Origin of the sequence: Hydrogenophaga intermedia (genome assembly GCF_000723405.1) — a bacterium.
In the GTDB taxonomy this organism is placed as follows: Bacteria; Pseudomonadota; Gammaproteobacteria; order Burkholderiales; family Burkholderiaceae_C; genus Hydrogenophaga; species Hydrogenophaga intermedia.
Window position 1 is genome coordinate 199,018 of sequence record NZ_CCAE010000001.1, and the last position, 17,369, is coordinate 216,386.

Annotated in this window: 16 protein-coding genes; 10 read left to right on the plus strand and 6 right to left on the minus strand. The window is 69.8% G+C overall.

Translation table 11 applies throughout. The features are described 5' to 3' along the window. Positions 1 to 78: 78 nt before the first annotated feature. Positions 79 to 1,335, minus strand: a complete 1,257-nt coding sequence (locus BN948_RS01025) for a lipoprotein-releasing ABC transporter permease subunit (RefSeq protein ID WP_009519880.1) — start codon at positions 1,333 to 1,335, stop codon at positions 79 to 81. A gap of 41 nt (positions 1,336 to 1,376) precedes the next feature. Between BN948_RS01025 and BN948_RS01030 the strand changes: the two genes are divergently transcribed. Beyond that, a complete protein-coding gene (locus tag BN948_RS01030; protein WP_009519879.1) occupies positions 1,377 to 2,327 on the plus strand; it encodes a hypothetical protein in 951 nt (316 codons plus the stop codon). After that, positions 2,324 to 4,045, plus strand: a complete 1,722-nt coding sequence (gene recJ / locus BN948_RS01035; RefSeq protein ID WP_009519878.1) for a single-stranded-DNA-specific exonuclease RecJ — start codon at positions 2,324 to 2,326, stop codon at positions 4,043 to 4,045. The genes BN948_RS01030 and recJ overlap by 4 nt, the downstream gene beginning before the upstream one ends. Positions 4,046 to 4,379: 334 nt before the next feature. On the opposite strand, the gene BN948_RS01040 is transcribed toward recJ, so the two are convergent. Together BN948_RS01040 and BN948_RS01045 are read right to left on the minus strand one after the other, a co-directional pair. After that, positions 4,380 to 5,120 (minus strand): LytR/AlgR family response regulator transcription factor, encoded by a 741-nt coding sequence (locus BN948_RS01040; RefSeq protein WP_009517417.1) that lies wholly within the window; start codon positions 5,118 to 5,120, stop codon positions 4,380 to 4,382. 36 nt (positions 5,121 to 5,156) lie between these two features. Further along, entirely contained in the window at positions 5,157 to 6,218 is a 1,062-nt protein-coding gene (locus BN948_RS01045) for a sensor histidine kinase (RefSeq protein ID WP_035620010.1), read from the minus strand. Between the two features lie 96 nt (positions 6,219 to 6,314). Between BN948_RS01045 and argH the strand changes: the two genes are divergently transcribed. The 4 genes from argH to BN948_RS01065 all read left to right on the plus strand — a co-directional run bounded on the left by argH (position 6,315) and on the right by BN948_RS01065 (position 10,991). Further along, a complete protein-coding gene (gene argH / locus BN948_RS01050; protein ID WP_009517415.1) occupies positions 6,315 to 7,766 on the plus strand; it encodes an argininosuccinate lyase in 1,452 nt (483 codons plus the stop codon). A 22-nt stretch (positions 7,767 to 7,788) separates the two neighbouring features. After that, the gene (locus BN948_RS01055) at positions 7,789 to 8,676 is read left to right on the plus strand and encodes a LysR substrate-binding domain-containing protein (RefSeq protein ID WP_009517414.1); all 888 of its coding nucleotides are present in this window, start codon (positions 7,789 to 7,791) and stop codon (positions 8,674 to 8,676) included. Between the two features lie 127 nt (positions 8,677 to 8,803). Continuing rightward, complete coding sequence (locus BN948_RS01060; protein ID WP_009517413.1) at positions 8,804 to 9,958, plus strand: mandelate racemase/muconate lactonizing enzyme family protein; 1,155 nt, start codon at positions 8,804 to 8,806, stop codon at positions 9,956 to 9,958. 34 nt (positions 9,959 to 9,992) lie between these two features. Continuing rightward, positions 9,993 to 10,991, plus strand: a complete 999-nt coding sequence (locus BN948_RS01065) for a Bug family tripartite tricarboxylate transporter substrate binding protein (protein WP_009517410.1) — start codon at positions 9,993 to 9,995, stop codon at positions 10,989 to 10,991. Between the two features lie 20 nt (positions 10,992 to 11,011). Here BN948_RS01065 and BN948_RS01070 read toward each other — a convergent pair whose 3' ends face one another. Further along, a complete protein-coding gene (locus tag BN948_RS01070) occupies positions 11,012 to 11,344 on the minus strand; it encodes a DUF4124 domain-containing protein (RefSeq protein WP_035620014.1) in 333 nt (110 codons plus the stop codon). 150 nt (positions 11,345 to 11,494) lie between these two features. On the opposite strand from BN948_RS01070, the gene BN948_RS01075 reads away from it, so the two are divergent. Together BN948_RS01075 and BN948_RS01080 are read left to right on the plus strand one after the other, a co-directional pair. Continuing rightward, complete coding sequence (locus BN948_RS01075) at positions 11,495 to 12,649, plus strand: alpha-hydroxy acid oxidase (protein ID WP_009517408.1); 1,155 nt, start codon at positions 11,495 to 11,497, stop codon at positions 12,647 to 12,649. Between the two features lie 50 nt (positions 12,650 to 12,699). Next, complete coding sequence (locus BN948_RS01080; protein ID WP_009517406.1) at positions 12,700 to 13,449, plus strand: AAA family ATPase; 750 nt, start codon at positions 12,700 to 12,702, stop codon at positions 13,447 to 13,449. Positions 13,450 to 13,459: 10 nt separating this feature from the next. Here the strand turns inward: BN948_RS01080 and BN948_RS01085 are convergent, their stop codons facing one another. After that, complete coding sequence (locus tag BN948_RS01085; protein ID WP_009517405.1) at positions 13,460 to 14,185, minus strand: SIMPL domain-containing protein; 726 nt, start codon at positions 14,183 to 14,185, stop codon at positions 13,460 to 13,462. A gap of 92 nt (positions 14,186 to 14,277) precedes the next feature. Between BN948_RS01085 and BN948_RS01090 the strand changes: the two genes are divergently transcribed. Together BN948_RS01090 and BN948_RS01095 are read left to right on the plus strand one after the other, a co-directional pair. After that, positions 14,278 to 15,516 (plus strand): Y-family DNA polymerase, encoded by a 1,239-nt coding sequence (locus BN948_RS01090; RefSeq protein ID WP_081921851.1) that lies wholly within the window; start codon positions 14,278 to 14,280, stop codon positions 15,514 to 15,516. Then, positions 15,479 to 16,324 (plus strand): enoyl-CoA hydratase-related protein, encoded by an 846-nt coding sequence (locus BN948_RS01095; protein ID WP_009517403.1) that lies wholly within the window; start codon positions 15,479 to 15,481, stop codon positions 16,322 to 16,324. Before BN948_RS01090 ends, BN948_RS01095 begins: the two co-directional genes overlap by 38 nt. A gap of 30 nt (positions 16,325 to 16,354) precedes the next feature. On the opposite strand, the gene BN948_RS01100 is transcribed toward BN948_RS01095, so the two are convergent. After that, the gene (locus BN948_RS01100; RefSeq protein WP_009517402.1) at positions 16,355 to 17,365 is read right to left on the minus strand and encodes a porin; all 1,011 of its coding nucleotides are present in this window, start codon (positions 17,363 to 17,365) and stop codon (positions 16,355 to 16,357) included. Positions 17,366 to 17,369: the final 4 nt, after the last annotated feature.

Sequence of the window (17,369 nt, forward strand, 5' to 3'; positions counted from 1 at the left end):
TTCGCCGCCGGGCCGCCCCAAGGCGAAACGCACCCCCTCGGGGGGCAGCGACCCGCGCAGCGGCGGAGCGTGGGGGTTCTATTCATATCGCAGCGCCTCCGCGGGATTGACGCGGCTGGCGCGCCAGCTAGGGTACAGCGTGGCCAGGAAGGCCAGCACCAGCGAGATCACCGCCACCGGCACGATGTCACCCTGTTGCGGGTCGCTGGGCATGCGGCTGATGAGGTAGATGTCCTGCGGCAGGAAGCTCGCGCCCAGCAGGCGCTCCAGCGCGGGCACGATCGTGTCGATGTTGAAGGCCACCCCAAGGCCCAGCAGCAGGCCCAGGCCGGTGCCGATGACGCCCACCGCCGCCCCCTGCACCACGAAGATGCCCATGATGCTGCGCGGGCTGGCGCCCAGGGTGCGCAGGATGGCGATGTCGGCACGCTTGTCGGTCACCGTCATCACCAGCGTGGACACCAGGTTGAATGCGGCCACCGCCACGATCAGCGTGAGGATGATGAACATCATGCGTTTCTCGAGCTGCACGGCCGCGAACCAGGTGCGGTTCTGGCGCGTCCAGTCGCGCACCAGCAGGCCCGGCGGCAGGTCGGCCGCCATCTTCACGGCCACCTCGCGCGCGGCGTGCAGATCGCGGATCTTCACGCGCACGCCGGTGGGACCTTCCACACGAAAGATGCGCGCGGCGTCGTCCTGGTGCAGCATGGCCAGGGCCGAGTCGTATTCGTAGTGGCCCGAATCGAAGGTACCCACCACCGTCATGCTGCGCACGCGCGGCACCACGCCGGCCGGCGTGACCTGCCCGCTCGGCGCGATCAGCGTGACGGTGTCGCCCGCGACCACACCCAGACCGCGCGCCAGTTCGCCGCCCAGCACGATGCCGAATTCGCCCGCCTTCAGGCGCGGCAGCACGGTGTCGGACAGGTCGGCGGCGAGGTCGGTCACCTTGGGCTCGAGCGCCGGGTCGATGCCGCGCACCAGCACGCCCTTCATGTCCTCGCCGCGCGCAATGAGCGCCTGCGCACCCACGAAGGGCGCGGCGCCCAGCACTTCGGGCCGCGCCTCGATGGTCGACAGCACCTTGGGCAGGTCGGGGATGGCTTGGCCGCCGGCCTCGAACACCTCGATGTGCGAGAGCACACCGAGCATGCGGTCGCGCACCTCCTTCTGGAAGCCGTTCATGACGGACAGCACGATGATCAGCGCGGCCACGCCCAGCGCGATGCCCAGCATGGACACGCCGGAGATGAAGGAGATGAAGCCGTTGCGCCGTGTGGCGCGGCCGGCGCGCGTGTAGCGCCAGCCCAGCAGGAGTTCGTAGGGGGTTTGCATGGGTGATCGGCGGGCATTGTGGCATCCCCGACAATCGCGACATGCCCGACGAGCCCTTGGTCCTGGATCCCGCGCACCACTGGCTGGTTCCCTTTGCCACCCCCCACGAGGGCGTGGATCCCCCCGCCCTGCCTGCGCTCGACGCGCTGCTGGCGCAACTGCGCGAGATCGAGCGCGACGCCGACGACGGCCTGAGCCTGAGCCCGCCGCACGAGCGCGCGCTGGCCCGCGCCCAGGGCCTGCCAGTGCGCGACGGCGCCCTGCCCTGGGCCGCTCTGGCCAGCGTCACCCCCCACACGCCGCAGGCCTGGGTGCACCCCGTGCACCTGCAGGTAGGCACGGGCCAGGTGACGCTGCAGACCGCCGAACAAGCCGGCGGACTCGACGAGGCCGAATCGCGCGCCCTGTTCGACGCCCTGGCTCCGCTGTGCACGGAGGACGGCGTCGACCTATGCTTCGATAGCCCCACGCGCTGGCTGGCGCGCGGCGAGCGCCTCGGCGCCCTGGCCTGCGCGAGCCTGGACCGCGTGAGCGGCCGGTCGCTGGCCACCTGGCTGCCGCGCGGCGAGCAGGCGCGCTGGCTGCAGCGCTTGCAGAGCGAGGCGCAGATGCTGTTCTACACCCACGGCGTCAACGACGCGCGAGAGGCCGCGCGGCGCCTGCCCATCAACGGCGTGTGGCTCAGCGCGCCCGGCGCGGTGGACGACGCGCTTCGGCTGCGTCCGCCGCCCACCGTGGACGACCGCCTGCGAGCGCCCGCCCTCGCGGGCGACGCCGAGGGCTGGCGCCGCGCCTTCACCGCGCTCGACCAATCCCTCTTCACGCCGCTGCTCGAAAGCGCCCGCCGCGGCGAGCCCCTGGCCCTCACCCTCTGCGGCGAACGCGCGGCGGCCACGCTCGTGACCGAGCGCCCCGGCCTCGCGCAACGCCTCGCTCGCGCGCTCGGGCTGCGCCCGCGCGCCAGCGCCCAAGACCTGCTCAAGACCCTATGAAAATCATCACCCGCGACGTCCCCCCGCGCGCCGCCTGGGCGCTCGAACAGGCCGGCCTGCACCCGCTGCTGGCGCGCCTGTTCGCCGCGCGCGGCGTCACCACCAGCGACGAACTCGACGACGCGCTCGGGCGCCTGCTGCCGCCCGACACCATGACCGGCGCGCGCGAGGCCGCGCGGCAACTGGCCGACGCCATGGCCGCGAAGCAGCGCATCTGCATCGTGGCCGACTACGACTGCGACGGCGCCACCGCCTGCGCCGTGGGCGTGCGCGGCCTCAAGCTGCTCGGCGCGCCGCTGGGCTTCGACAGCGTGGGCTACCTCGTGCCCGACCGCGTCGTCGACGGCTACGGCCTCACGCCCGCCATCGCGCGGCGCGTCAAGGACAGCGGCGCCGACGTGCTGATCACCGTGGACAACGGCATCGCCAGCGTCGAAGGCGTGCGCACGGCACACGAGCTGGGCCTGCGCGTCATCGTCACCGACCACCACCTGCCCGGCCCGCAACTGCCGGCCGACTGCGTCATCGTCAACCCCAACCAGCCCGGCTGCGCGTTCGAGAGCAAGAGCATCGCCGGCGTGGGCGTGATGTTCTACGTGCTGCTGGCGCTGCGCGCGGAGCTGCGCGAGCGTGGTGTGTTCGATGCGAAGAACCAGCCGCGCATCGACGCGCTACTGCCCCTCGTGGCTCTCGGCACCGTAGCCGACGTGGTGAAGCTCGACGGCAACAACCGGCGCCTCGTCGCGCAGGGCCTGAAGCGCGTGCGCGCGGGCGCCTTGCCGGCCGGCATGGCCGCCCTGTTCGGGGCCGCGGGCCGGCGCGTGGAGGCCGCCAGCGGTTTCGACTTCGGCTTCGCCCTGGGCCCGCGCCTGAACGCGGCGGGCCGGCTGGCCGACATGACGCTGGGCATCGAATGCCTGCTCACCGACGACCCTGCGCGCGCCGACGAGTTGGCGCGCACGCTCGATGGCATCAACCGCGAGCGCAAGGTCATCGAGGGCGAGATGCGCGAGCAGGCGCTGGAACTGGCAGAGGCCATGTTCGACGAGGGCGAAGAACCGCCGCCCGCCATGGTGCTGTTCGACCCCGACTTCCACGAGGGCGTGGTCGGCATCGTGGCCTCGCGTCTGAAGGACAAGCTGCACCGGCCCACCTTCGTCTTCGCCGCCAGCGCGGCACCGGGCAAGGAGCACGAACTCAAGGGCTCGGGCCGCTCCATCCCGGGTTTTCACCTGCGCGACGCGCTGGACCTGGTGGCCAAGCGCCACCCGGGCGTGCTGCTGCGCTTCGGCGGCCACGCCATGGCGGCGGGCTGCACCATCGACGAGGAGCACCTGGACACCTTCGAGCAGGCCTTGCAGCAGGTGGCGCACGAGTGGCTGGACGCTGCCACGCTGCAGCGCCGCCTGGAGGCCGATGGCGTGTTGGACCGGCAGTACCGGCGACCCGACCTGGTGGACGTGCTGCAGTCGCACGTCTGGGGCCAGGGCTTTGCGCCACCGGTGTTCTGCGAGGAGGTGCGGGTGGTGAGCCAGCGCATCGTGGGCGAGAAGCACCTGGCGCTCAAATTGCAGCACCAGGGGGATGCGGTGGACGGCATCTGGTTCGGGCACACCGAGCCACTGCCGGAGCGGGTGAAGATCGCGTTCCGGCTGGAACTGGACGAGTGGCAGGGGCAGCGGCGGGTGCGGTTTCTGGTCGAGGCAGCGGAGATCTGAGTTCTTGCTTACCTGCGGGCTTCAGGCCTGCACCTCGCGGTTGCTCGGGGCCACTGGGTGCACTGCTCCGCGACTGTCCCCCGGACCGGGCTGCGCCCGGTCCTCCTCCTTTATGTCGCTACGCAGTGCACCCAGCGTCCCCGAGCAACAGGCACCTGGGCGCGCCAACAGACCGAGTGCCAACGAGGTCGTCGGTGATCGGGTGTCCGGCGTAGCGACATAAAGGCGGAGGATCGGAGCGCGTCAGCGCTCCGATCCGGGGGACAGTCGCGGAGCCGGACACCCGGTCACCGACGACCGCACCAGCCGGAGAAAACCCAACAAAAGAAAAGCGTCAGCCCATCAGCGCTTCACGCACCGCCGCCAGTTGCCGACGAGAAACAGCCAGCCGCTCCTCCACCCCATCGAGCCGCACCGTCCAGCCTTCCCCCTCGACGGGGTCGCTGTGCTTCTCCACCGCCCGCACTGCCCGACGCGACACCAACGCATTGCGATGCACCCGCACGAACAGGTGCGAATAGCGCGTCTCCAGGTCGCTCAACGCGCCGTCGTAGATGTGCTCCTTCTCCGCCGTGCGCACCGTGATGTACTTGAGCTCGGCCTTCAGGTAAATGATGTCCGACAGCGCCACGCGCTCGCTTCGCCCACGCTCCTGGATGATCAGTGCCTCGGGCGGGCCCGAATCGCCACCGCCTTCCTTCCCCGCGCGCACCTTCACCACCTTCTGCAGCGCCTGCTGCAGCCGCTCGCGCCGCACCGGCTTGGTCAGGTAGTCCACCGCCTCCACCTCGAACGCGCTCACCGCGTGCTCCGGGTAGGCCGTCACGAACACGATCGAAGGCGGCGCAGACATCTGCCGCAGGGTATTGGCCAGGGTGATGCCATCCACCCCCGGCATGTGCACATCCAGCAGCACCAGCTCGCAGTGGGTGCGCTGGATCATGTCCATCGCCTGCACCGCGTTGCCCGCTTCGCCCACCACGTCGGTGCGCGGTTCGGTGCATTCGCTCAGCAGGGTGCGCATGCGCGAACGCGCCAAGGCTTCATCGTCAACGATCAGAACCTTCAGTGCCATGTTTGTTCTCCGTGATCGGTCTTTGCCATGCCGCGCTTATACCGGGATTTCGAGACGGACCTGAAACACGCCGTTGACCAGCGCACTCTGGAAGCGCCCCTGCACATCATGCAACAAGGTCAGCCTCTGCCGCACGTTGTCCAGCGCCAGCCCGTTGCCCCGCTTGCCGCTGCCCGCCGGCACGGTGTTGGTCACCTTGATCACCACCACCCCGCCCCGGCGCTGCGTGCTGATGCGCACCGTCGCGCCGGTGGGGCTTGGCTCCACGCCGTGCTTCACCGCATTCTCCACCAGCGGCTGCAGGATCAGGGGGGGCAGGCGGGCCTTGGAGGCCGCCTCGTCGATCGCCCATTCCACCTGCAGGCGGTCGCCGAAACGCACCTGCTCGATGGCCAGGTAGTGCTCGGCAAGCTCAAGCTCCTGCCAAAGGGGCACCGCCTCCTTCGGGTCGGCCAGCGCGTGGCGAAACAGTTCACTCAGGTCTTCCAGCAGGCTTTCGGCCTTCGCCGGCTCCTCGCGCACCAGGGCAATGGCGCTGTTGAGCGTGTTGAACAGGAAGTGCGGGCGGATGCGCGCCTGCAACTCGGCCAGCCGGGCCGTGGTGCCCGCTGGCATGCGCGCTTTGGCGCGCCACACCAGCCCGGCCACCAGCACCGCCGCCACCAGGGCACCCGCCGCGGCCGAGGCGAACCACAGGTTGTGCGTGAGGATGCCCAGCCAAACCACCAGCGCGCAGCCGTACAGGCCCGCCACGGCCCCGAGCGCAACGGCCACCGTCCATTGCCATTGCGTGGGCATGCGCCCGAGCTGGCGCTTGAGCGCGCAGATGGCCAGCAGCCAGGCCAGCACGGCGGGCAAGGCCGCGCCGGTGTAGATGGCCAGCGATGCGCCCCAGCTGGCGAAACTGCTGGCCGTGAACAGCGCCGCCACGGCCACGACGGCCTGCACAAACAGCACCGCGCGCAGCACCACGCCGACCTGGCAGGTGTCGAACACCTGCACGCGGGCCCGCACGTACTCGGGCATCTCGGTGAGCGGGCGTGCCCCGGCTGCGTGGGGCAACTCCTGGAAGGTCGATAAAATCCGCGAATCTTTCATGGGAAGCGATGCCGTTTTCCGATCGGTCGGCCGCCCAGGCCCGCGCTTGGTTGCCCAGGCGCTCTCACACTCCCCCGTCCAGCCGCTGACAACACCATGTCATCCAACCAACTCGACAAGAAATCCGAAGCCTGGTCCGCCCTATTCTCGGAGCCGATGAGCGAGTTGGTCAAGCGATACACCGCGAGTGTTTTCTTCGACAAGCGACTGTGGCAGGCCGACATCCAGGGCAGTCTCGCACACGCCGAGATGCTCGCGGCGCAAGGCATCATCGCCCAGTCGGACCACGCGGATATCCAGCGCGGCATGGCGCAGATCACCCAGGAGATCGAGAGTGGCGCGTTCGAGTGGAAGCTCGACCTGGAAGACGTGCACCTCAACATCGAGGCGCGCCTGACCCAACTGGTGGGCGACGCCGGCAAACGCCTGCACACCGGCCGCAGCCGCAACGACCAGGTCGCCACCGATGTGCGCCTGTGGCTGCGCGGCGAGATCGACCTCATCCACGGATTGCTGAACGAACTGCAACGCGCGCTGGTGGAGGTGGCCGAGAAGAACGTGGACGTGATCCTGCCCGGCTTCACGCACCTGCAGGTGGCGCAGCCGGTGAGCTTCGCGCACCACCTGTTGGCCTACGTGGAGATGTTCTCGCGCGACGCCGAGCGTTTCGCCGACGTGCGCCGCCGCACCAACCGCCTGCCGCTGGGCAGCGCGGCCCTGGCCGGCACCACCTACCCACTGGACCGCGAACGCGTGGCCAGGACACTGGGCATGGTCGACGAGAACGGCGCCCCCGTGGTCTGCCAGAACAGCCTGGACGGCGTGAGCGACCGCGACTTCGCGATCGAATTCACCGCCGCCGCCTCGCTGTGCATGGTGCACATCAGCCGCTTCAGCGAGGAGCTGATCCTGTGGATGAGCCAGAACTTCGGCTTCGTGAAGATCGCCGACCGCTTCACCACCGGCTCGTCCATCATGCCGCAGAAGAAGAACCCCGACGTGCCGGAACTCGCGCGCGGCAAGACGGGGCGCGTGGTGGGCCACCTCATGGGCCTCATCACCCTGATGAAGGGCCAGCCCCTGGCCTACAACAAGGACAACCAGGAAGACAAGGAGCCGCTGTTCGATACGGTGGACACGCTCACCGACACGCTGCGCATCTTTGCGGAGATGGTGGGCGGCCAGTTGAACCCGGCCACGGGCGCCAAGGAAGGCGGCCTCACCGTGAACCCGCAGGCGATGGAAGCCGCCGCCAACAAGGGCTACGCCACCGCCACCGACCTGGCCGACTACCTGGTGAAGAAAGGCCTGCCCTTCCGCGACGCGCACGAGACCGTGGCGCACGCGGTGAAGGCCGCCACCTCGCACAACTGCGACCTGTCCGAACTGCCGCTCACCGTGCTGCAGGGCTTTCACCCCGGCATCGAGAAGGACGTGTACGAGGTGCTGAGCCTGCGCGGCTCGCTCTCGGCGCGCAACACCCTGGGCGGCACGGCGCCGGCCCAGGTGCGCGAGCAGATCGCCCGTCACCGCGCCCGCCTGGGCTGAGACCCGGGCAGGCCACCGCCGCATGCACGAGCCCATCGACCTCGGCACGCTGCGCGTGGTGATCGCCGCCGCCGACCTGGGCTCCATCAGCGCCGCCAGCGAACGCCTGCACCTGGCGGTGGCCGCGGCCAGTTCGCGCATCACCACGCTGGAAGATGCACTGGGTTTCCGCATCTTCGAGCGCTCCTCGCGCGGCGTGCAGCTCACGCCGGCCGGCCAGATGCTGGTGCAGCGCAGCCGCGCGCTGCTGACCGACGCCGACCGCCTGGCCCAGCACCTGCAGGGCTACAGCCAGGGCCTGCAAGGCCAGGTGCGCGTGCTGGCCAACACCTCCGCTCTGCTGGAGGTGCTGCCTCAGCGGCTGCAGCGCTTCCTCTCCAGCCACCCGCTGATCCGCGTCGACATCGAGGAGCGCGGCAGCCCCGAGATCCCGCTGGCGCTGATCGAGGGGCGTGCCGATTTCGGCGTGGTCGACCTGCCGGTGCCTCCGGCGGGCCTGGCCTTCACGCCCTTTTTCAGTGACACGCTGGTGCTGCTCGCGCCGGCTTCGCACCGCCTCGCGGGCCGCAAGAAGCTGCGCCTGGCCGACGCGCTGGACGAGCCCTTCATCACGCTGAGCGACGGCACCGCGCTGTCCAACCGCCTGCTGGCCTCGGCCACCGACGCGGGCCGCCCGCTCAACGTGCGCATGCGCATGCGCGGCTTCGACGCCGTCTGCCGCATGGTGGCCGCCGGCCTGGGCGTGGGCGTGCTACCGCTGGAGGCCATCGCGCCGCAACTGGCGCACCTGCCGCTGGCGGCCGTGCCCTTGAGCGACGCCTGGGCGCGGCGCACGCACAGCATTGCCACGCGCACCGACGCCCCACTGGCGCCAGCCGCGGCCACGCTGGTGCGCGCCCTGACGCGCTGACCCGCTTTCGCCAAACGCGAAAGCCGCCTTCCGCGCAGGCCATTGCCGCGCGCGGGAGGCCCTTCCTACACTGCCCGCGAACCCCACAACGCACACGCCGCCATCCACGCGCGGCGCAGGAGACAAGATGAAGATCGCCCGCGTCTGGGCCACGCCGTTGAACCTGCCCGTCACCGTGCAGGCCGCCCGTGGCAGCAAGACCACCAGCCTGTCCGTCTGCCTCGTGTCCATCGAGACCGACACCGGCCTCGTCGGCACCGGCATGACCGCCATCACCGAGGAAGAGGTGATCGGCAGCATCGTCAACGACATCGCGGCCCACCACCTGGTGGGGCTGGACCCGCTGCGCCACGAGCAGATCTGGGAGCGCCTGTACTGGCTGCTCACGCCGCGCGGCCAGTCGGGCTACGCCAGCCACGCCATCGCGGCCATCGATCTGGCGCTGTGGGACATCAAGGGCCAGGCCCTGGGTGAGCCTTGCTGGCGTCTGCTGGGCGGCGCGCGCGACGAGGTGCCGGTGTACGCCACCTTCGGCTTCGCCTTTTTCGACCGCGACGAACTCGCCGCCGCCGCCAAGGCCTGGGTGTCGCGCGGCTTCACGCGGCTGAAGATGACCGTGGGCCACCACGCCCTGGCGCGGCGCGACGAGCCGCGCCCGCTGGATGTGGTGATCGCCGAGGACGTGCAACGCATCCGCGCCGTGCGCGAGGCCGTGGGCCCGGACGTGCAGATCTACATCGACGCCAACTGCAGCCTGGACTACTTCCACGCGCTCAAGCTGGCGAAGCAGGTGGAGCCCTTCGACATCAGCTTCTTCGAGGAGCCGGTGACGCACAACGACATCCCCAACCTGCAGAAGCTGCGCGCCAAGACATCGATTCCCCTGGCCGCCGGCCAGAACGAAGGCCTGGCCACGCGTTTCCGCGACCTGCTGGTGGCGCAGGCCGTGGACGTGGTGCAGCCCAACGCCTGCATCAGCGGCGGCTTCACCCAGTGCGGGCGCATCGCCGGCATGGCCGCCGCGTTCAACACGCGCTTCGCAAACGGCGGCGCCTGGCCGCACCACAACATGCACCTGCACGCAGGCCTGGCCAATGGCTCGCTGGTCGAATACCACTCGGTGGCGGTGCAGTGCTGCGAACTGGTGTTCGACGACCTGCCCAAGCCCGAGCGCGGTGTGCTGCGCCTGCCCGAGGCACCGGGCCTGGGCTTCAGGCCCAACCCTGAGCGACTGGCCGAACTCGCGCGACGGCCCGGCTCGCGCGGCGCCGGCAAGGCCTGACCGCATTTCCCACGACCAACACAGGAGACAAGACATGCACGACACGACCCGCCCATCCTCTTCCAGCCGCCGCGCTCTGGTCGCCGCGCTGCTGGCCGCTTTCGCCACCACCGGCGTGGCCACCAGTGCCTCGGCGCAGAACTGGCCCACGCGCCCGATCCGCCTGGTGGTGGGCTACTCCGCTGGCGGCGGCGTGGACGCGGTGGCGCGCCTGGTTGCGCCGCGCCTGTCCGAGCTGCTGGGCCAGCAGGTGGTGGTGGACAACCGCACCGGCGCGGCCGGACTGATCGCCGGCGACACCGTGGCGCGCGCCGCGCCCGACGGCTACACGCTGATGCTGGGCGACAGCTCGCTGCTGATCGCCCAGTACCTGAAGCCGCAGATGAGTTTCGACCCAGTCAAGGCCTTCACCCCGGTGGCCGGCCTGTTCACGCTGCCACTGGTCATCGTGACCGGCAACGACTTCCCCGCGAAGACACCAGCCGAGTTCATCGCGCTGCTCAAGAAGAACCCCGGCCGCTACTCCTACGCCACCTCGGGTGTAGGCACGGTGCACCACCTGGGCTTCGAGATGCTCAAGGGCCAGACCGGCTCGTACGTGCTGCACATCCCCTACCGCGGCGCGGCGCAGATCGTGCCGGACGTGATGAGCGGCCAGGTGCCGATCGGCGTGGTGAGTGCGGCCTCGGCCATCGCCCAGGCGCGCGCGGGCAAGCTGCGTGCGCTGGCGGTGATGAACCCGGTGAAGCTGCAGGGCGGCGAGGACATCGCGCCGCTGTCGGATGCGCTGCCGGGCTTCTCGGCCGTGCCGCGCCTGTATGTGCTGGCGCCCGCCGGCACACCCGCGCCCATCGTCGAGCAACTCAGCGACGCCCTGCGCAAGGTCATGGAGGCGCCGGACCTGGCGCAGGCCACCGCGCACCAGGGCGCCGTGCCGGCTTACATGCCGGCCGGTCCGCTGGCCGCCGACGTCGTGCGCGAATCCGCCGCCTGGGGCAAGGTCATCCGCGAGCAGAAGATCACGGCGCAGTAAGGCCGGCCCTGCCCGCCGCCTCAGCGGCAGGGCGGGGGCTCGGGCAATTCCTTGCAGCGCTGGAATGCCTCGGGCTTGAGGCCGCCGCCCACCACGCGGTAGGCGTCGAAACAGGCCTGGCTGGCCGCGTACCGGTGCCAGGCCACCTCGCAGGCGGGCACACCCGGCGGCAGCGGCGCATCGGCCGGCACGGCCGTGGCGCGGTAACGCTCGGGGATGTCCACCGCCTGGGTGTAGTGGGTGTAGCCGTCGCGGTCCACCCAGCGCCAGATCTCGGCTGCTGCGGCGCACAACGGCGCCAGCGCGGCGGCGGCCAGCAGCAGGGCGGGAGGGGTGATTCGGCGCATGGACATCAGACCGCGCAGTATCCGCCCGGTTCCCCGGCCCCGCCCTTCTGAAAATGTTTCAATCCGCGCCAGCGCGCTTTCACGCGCGGCCGGTGGGCCGGCTCGCTACCATCGCCGCCACGCCGAGCCGACACACACAACGAGGAGACCCCGTCCATGACCGTGATCACCAACATCGAAGACCTGCGCGTGCTGGCGCAAAAGCGCGTGCCGCGCATGTTCTACGACTACGCCGACTCCGGCTCCTGGACCGAGGGCTCCTACCGCGCCAACGAGGCCGATTTCCAGAAGATCAAGCTGCGCCAGCGCGTGGCGGTGAACATGGAGAACCGCAGCACGCGCACCACGCTGGTGGGCGTGGACGCGGCCATGCCGCTGGCCATCGCGCCCACCGGCCTCACCGGCATGCAGCACGCCGACGGCGAGATCCTCGCGGCGCGCGCGGCGCGCAAGTTCGGCATCCCCTTCACGCTGTCCACCATGAGCATCTGCTCCATCGAGGACGTGGCGCAGCACGCGGGCGAAGGCTTCTGGTTCCAGCTCTACGTGATGAAGGACCGCGCCTTCATCGAGCGCCTGATCGACCGCGCCAAGGCCGCCAACTGCGGCGCCCTGGTGCTCACGCTGGACCTGCAGATCATCGGGCAGCGCCACAAGGACCTGAAGAACGGCCTGACCGCGCCGCCGCGCCTGACCCTGCCCAACATCCTCAACATTGCCAGCAAGCCGCGCTGGGCCCTGGGCATGCTGGCCACCAAGCGGCGCCAGTTCGGCAACATCGTGGGCCACGTGCAGGGCGTGAAGGACATGGCGAACCTGGGTGCCTGGACCTCGCAGCAGTTCGACCCCTCGCTCAACTGGGGCGACGTGGAGTGGATCAAGAAGCGCTGGGGCGGCAAGCTCATCCTCAAGGGCATCCAGGACGTGGACGACGCGCGCCTGGCCGTGCAGACCGGTGCCGATGCGCTGATCGTGAGCAACCATGGCGGGCGCCAGCTCGACGGTGCGCAGAGCAGCATCGAGGCGCTGCCCGCGATCGTGTCCGAGGTGGGTTCGCAGATCGAGGTGCACATGGACGGCGGCGTGCGCAGCGGGCAGGACGTGCTCAAGGCCCGCGCCCTGGGCGCGCGCGGCTGCTACATCGGCCGCGCCATGCTCTATGGCCTGGGCGCGATGGGCGAGGAAGGCGTGAGCAAGGCGTTGGAGATCATCCACAAGGAACTCGACCTGACCATGGCCTTCTGCGGCCACACGAAGATCGAGAACGTGGACAAGTCCATCCTGCTGCCGGGCACCTACCCGACGGCCTGAGGCCCCCGCGCATGTCATGCTTCGCGGTCTGAGCCCCAGCGCCGCGAACCATGATCTCCAGCCAGTTCATCAGCCGCATCAGCCTGCGGCGCGACCAGGTCGAGTCCTTCGACCGCTACCCGTTCAGTCTGCCGGCAATCCGCACGCTGGAGCCGCTCGAGCCGCACCCGAAGGTGAGCTTCTTCATCGGCGAGAACGGCTCGGGCAAGTCCACGCTGCTGGAGGCCATCGCGGTGGCGATGGGCTTCAATCCCGAGGGCGGTTCGAAGAACTTCCACTTCGGCACGCGCGCCTCGCACTCGGTGCTGCACGAGTACCTGCGCATCGCCAAGGGCGTGAAGCGCCCGCGCGACGGCTACTTCCTGCGCGCCGAGAGCTTCTTCAACGTGGCCACGGAGATCGAGCGACTCGACGCGGAACCCACGATCGGCCCACCCGTCGGCCCGGCCTATGGTGAGCGCTCGCTGCACGAGCAGTCGCACGGCGAGTCCTTCCTGGCGCTGCTGATGGAGCACTTTCGCGGCGACGGCCTGTACCTGCTGGACGAACCCGAGGCCGCGCTCTCGCCGCAGCGCCAGCTCGCCGCGCTCGCGCGCCTGCACGAACTCGTGCGGGACGGCTCGCAGTTCATCATCGCCACGCACTCGCCCATCCTCATGGCCTACCCGGACGCCTGGATCTTCCAGTTCTCGCGCGGCGGCATTCAGCGCGTGGCCTATGAGGACACCGAGCACTTCCAGGTGATGCGCAGCTTCATGGCCGACCCGCAGCGCCTGCTGCGCCAGTTGCTGGCGGACTGACGCCGCGCGTTCAGCGCAGCTCGTACACGAAGGTGCTGACCACGCGCAGCCGCTTCTCGCGCGAGCTGCCGTCGTCGTAGTCGCTGCCGGCGGCGCCGCTGATCTGGATCACGCCCTGGTTGGCGCTTTTCAGCGCGCCCAATTGCGCGCCCGCCTCGGCGGCGAACTTCTCGGCCTGCTCGCGCGCGTTGCGCGTGGCCTCGGCCAACAGCGGGGCCTTCACGTCGTTGAAGCCGCGCAACTGGAACTGCGGGCCGCCCGAGCCCGGGCCCTCGCCGCCCAGTTGCACGCCGGCCTGGATCAGCGGGTCCACCGCCAGCGCCGCGGCCTGCACCTCGGCCACGCGCGGCGACTTCACGATCACCTGCCCGGTGCCATTGAAGCGCAGGGGCTGGTTTCCCGAGCCGTACTCGCGCGCGAAGAGATCCTGCACGCCCAGCGGCCGCACCTCGATCTCTTCGTCCTTGAAGCCGCGGCCCTTCAGGAACGCGACCACCGCGTCGCGGTCGCCCGCGAGCGCCTTCTGCACCGCGTCGAAGGCGTTGCCGCCGCGGCGAAAGCCCAGGGTCCAGACGGCGAAATCGCTCTCCACGTTCTTCTCGGCCAGGCCCTTGACGGTGACGCTTCGGTCGGCCAACCGAAAGCGCTCCAGACCCTGGCTGACGGCCAGGCCGGCGACGGCGACGCCGGCGCCAACCAGCGCGGCCGCGAGCAATCGGGTGAGGGGATGGGTCATGAGGGCCTCCTTCGTGATGACGACATACCCGGGCATGGTAAGCGGGCTACGATTCGCGCGTGAACGCCCAGCGCCGCATCGCCCACCTCGACATGGACGCCTTCTTCGCGTCCGTCGAACTGCTGCGCTACCCGCAGCTCAAGGGCCTGCCCATGGTCATCGGCGGCGGGCGCCGGCGCGAGGTGGCCATGTTCGAGCGCCTGCGCGAGGCCTTCCCGGACACCGACTGGGGCCCGGACACGCTGGACCGCATCCCGGTGGAGTTCTTCCCGCGCCTGAGCGACTACGCGGGCCGGGGCGTGGCCACCACCGCCACTTACGCGGCGCGCCAGTTCGGCGTCGGCTCGGCCATGGGGCTCATGAAAGCCGCCAAGCTGTGCCCGCAGGCCATCCTGCTGCCGGTGGATTTCGACGAGGTCAAGCGCCTGTCGCGCACGTTCAAGCGCGTGATCATGGACATCGCGCCGGTGATGCAGGACCGCGGCGTCGACGAGGTGTACATCGACTTCACCGACGTGCCCGGCGGCCAGCGCGAGGGCGGGCGCGTGTTGGCGCGACTGATCCAGAAAAGCATCTTCGACGCCACGGGCCTCACCTGCTCCATCGGCGTGGCGCCCAACAAGCTGCTGGCCAAGATGGCCAGCGAGTTCAACAAGCCCAACGGCATCAGCATCGTCATGCCCGAGGACCTTCAGCGCCTGATATGGCCCCTGCCCTGCCGCAAGGTCAATGGCGTGGGGCCCAAGGCCGATGCCAGGTTGCAGTCGCACGGCATCCACACCATCGGCGACCTCGCCGCGCGCGAGCCCGACTGGCTGGTGGCGAACTTCGGCAAGAGCTATGGCGCCTGGCTGCACGAGGTGGCCTGGGGCCGCGACGACCGCCCCGTGGTGACCGAGAGCGAGCCCGTGGGCATGAGCCGCGAAACCACCTTCGAGCGCGACCTGCACGCGGTGCACGACCGCGCCGAATTGGGCGCCATCCTCACCGAGTTGTGCGAGCAGGTGGCCAGCGACCTGCAACGCAAGGGCTACCTCGCGCGCACCATCGGCATCAAGCTCACCTACGTGGGCTTCACCAAGGTCACGCGCGACCTCACCCTGGACGAACCCACGGCCGACGCCGCCACCATCCGCCGCGCGGCGGGCCAGTGCTTGAAGCGCGTGGACCTGACGCGGCGCTTCCGGCTGCTGGGCGTGCGCTCGTCCAAACTCGTCAAACCGGGGACACACGAGGCCCACGGCCCCGACCAGAATGCCCGCCACCCCAAGCCCCGAGACAAGGCCCATCGCGATGAACACACCGACCTGCTTTTCCCTGAGCTGGACTGACCCGGACGTGGCGCACCTGGCGCTGAACCGGCCCGAAGCGCTCAACACCATGGGCCCCGCGTTCTGGCGCGAACTCGACGCCTTGCTGAGCGATATCAACGCCGAGGGCCGCGCCCGCGCTCTGGTCATCAGCAGCACCGGCAAGCACTTCAGTGCCGGCATGGCGCTGGAGACCTTCGGCGGCGCCATCACCATGGACGACCAGAGCCCCGAGGGCCGCGCCGCCATCTTCGATCTGCTGTCGCAGATGCAGGCCACCTTCACGCGGCTGGAAACGCTGCGCGTGCCGGTGGTCTTCGCCATCCAGGGCGGCTGCGTGGGCGGCGCGGTGGACCTCGTCACCGCCGGCTGCATCCGCTACGCCAGCGCCGACGCCTTCTTCTGCATCCAGGAAATCAACATCGGCATGGTGGCCGACGTGGGGACGCTGCAGCGCCTGCCGAAGCTCATTCCGCTGGGCGTGGTGAAGGAACTGGCCTACACCGGGCGGCGCCTGCCGGCCGTGCGCGCCCAGGCCCTGGGCCTGGTGAACGAGGTTTTCGACAGCCACGCTGCCACGGTGGAAGCTGCGTTGCAGTGCGCGCGCGAGATCGCCACCAAGCCACCGGTGGCCATCTGGGGCACCAAGCAGGCCGTGAACTACGCGCGCGACCACTCGGTGGACGACAGCCTGCGCCAGATGGGCTGGCTGCAAGGCGCGATATGGAGCAATGCGCACGTGCGCGAGGCCATCGTGGCGACCAAGGAGCGGCGCGCGGGCCAGTTCCCGTCGCTCACGCCGCTGAGCTCCTTTCAGGACAGCGACTGAGAGCCTTGCCCGCGCCTTCAGGCAACCCACTCAGAAGTGGTGCCGGACACCGGCCTGCACGCCCGATGAGGCACAGCACGGTACGGGGTTGTTGAAACCCAGCGCGGAGTGCGCCCCGTTCTGGACACGGGTGAAGTGCGCGTACAGCGCGGTGCGATGTGACAGCTTGTGGCAGCCTTGCAGCGTAAAGAGGGTCGCGTCATCGTCGGACGCTCCGAGGCCTGCCACGTCGCGCGCCTTGGCCACCCCCACCGACACCGTGTTGGCACCCCAGCCGTAGGCCCCGGCCAGACCGTAGACCTTCATCTTGCCCACACCTTTGTCCTCCGAATCGACGTAGGCCGTGAGTGTGAAGGCGTCGAAGCGGTAGGAGCCCGCCAGCAGCGCCGCGTTGATGCGCTGATCGCCTGGGGTGGAGCCGTCAGCGTCGGCCACGCGCTGCAGGCCCAGGCCCAGCGTGAGAGGACCGCTCGTGTACAGCGCGTGGGCGCCGGTCTGCTGCTGGAAGTCCGGGCTGGCGTCGGTACCTGCGCGCTCGGCACCCAGGCTGTGTTGCAACTGCACACTCAGGCCGTTGAACGCCGGCGACAGGTAGGTGATGGCGTTGTCGGCCCGGCGTTGGTCGCCGTTGCCGATGGTGGGCACCACGGAGAGCACGTCGTAGGGTTTGGTGCCCACGATGTTGGCGACGTCGTTCATGGGCGTGTACTGGCGGCCCAGTCGCACGCCGCCAAAGCGGCCGCTCAGGCCCACGAAGGACTGGCGCCCGAAGGCCCGGCCGTCCTCAGCCAGGGTGCCCCGGTCCAGGTCGAGGCCGCCTTCGATCACGAACTGCGCGTTCAAGCCGCCCCCCAGATCTTCAACGCCTCGAAAGCCGATTCGCGAGGCGAACTGCTGTCCCGATGCCATGCGCGTCGTGGTGGTGGCGCCCTCGACACGTTCCAGCGCCATGTCTGCGACGCCGTAGAGCATGACGTAGCTTTGCGCCTGAACGGCGCTGAAGGTTGGCAACAGGGCCAGCATCAGGAGGTGTTTTTTCATGGTG

Coding starts and splice junctions, on each gene's coding strand:
- BN948_RS01085 (WP_009517405.1), bottom strand. CDS start 14,185: ATGACCCATCCCCTCACCCGATTGCTCGCGGCCGCGCTGGTTGGCGCC.
- recJ (WP_009519878.1), top strand. CDS start 2,324: ATGAAAATCATCACCCGCGACGTCCCCCCGCGCGCCGCCTGGGCGCTC.
- BN948_RS01045 (WP_035620010.1), bottom strand. CDS start 6,218: ATGAAAGATTCGCGGATTTTATCGACCTTCCAGGAGTTGCCCCACGCA.
- BN948_RS01065 (WP_009517410.1), top strand. CDS start 9,993: ATGCACGACACGACCCGCCCATCCTCTTCCAGCCGCCGCGCTCTGGTC.
- BN948_RS01025 (WP_009519880.1), bottom strand. CDS start 1,335: ATGCAAACCCCCTACGAACTCCTGCTGGGCTGGCGCTACACGCGCGCC.
- BN948_RS01030 (WP_009519879.1), top strand. CDS start 1,377: ATGCCCGACGAGCCCTTGGTCCTGGATCCCGCGCACCACTGGCTGGTT.
- BN948_RS01095 (WP_009517403.1), top strand. CDS start 15,479: ATGAACACACCGACCTGCTTTTCCCTGAGCTGGACTGACCCGGACGTG.
- BN948_RS01075 (WP_009517408.1), top strand. CDS start 11,495: ATGACCGTGATCACCAACATCGAAGACCTGCGCGTGCTGGCGCAAAAG.
- BN948_RS01080 (WP_009517406.1), top strand. CDS start 12,700: ATGATCTCCAGCCAGTTCATCAGCCGCATCAGCCTGCGGCGCGACCAG.
- BN948_RS01070 (WP_035620014.1), bottom strand. CDS start 11,344: ATGTCCATGCGCCGAATCACCCCTCCCGCCCTGCTGCTGGCCGCCGCC.
- BN948_RS01090 (WP_081921851.1), top strand. CDS start 14,278: ATGGACGCCTTCTTCGCGTCCGTCGAACTGCTGCGCTACCCGCAGCTC.
- BN948_RS01100 (WP_009517402.1), bottom strand. CDS start 17,365: ATGAAAAAACACCTCCTGATGCTGGCCCTGTTGCCAACCTTCAGCGCC.
- BN948_RS01055 (WP_009517414.1), top strand. CDS start 7,789: ATGCACGAGCCCATCGACCTCGGCACGCTGCGCGTGGTGATCGCCGCC.
- BN948_RS01040 (WP_009517417.1), bottom strand. CDS start 5,120: ATGGCACTGAAGGTTCTGATCGTTGACGATGAAGCCTTGGCGCGTTCG.
- argH (WP_009517415.1), top strand. CDS start 6,315: ATGTCATCCAACCAACTCGACAAGAAATCCGAAGCCTGGTCCGCCCTA.
- BN948_RS01060 (WP_009517413.1), top strand. CDS start 8,804: ATGAAGATCGCCCGCGTCTGGGCCACGCCGTTGAACCTGCCCGTCACC.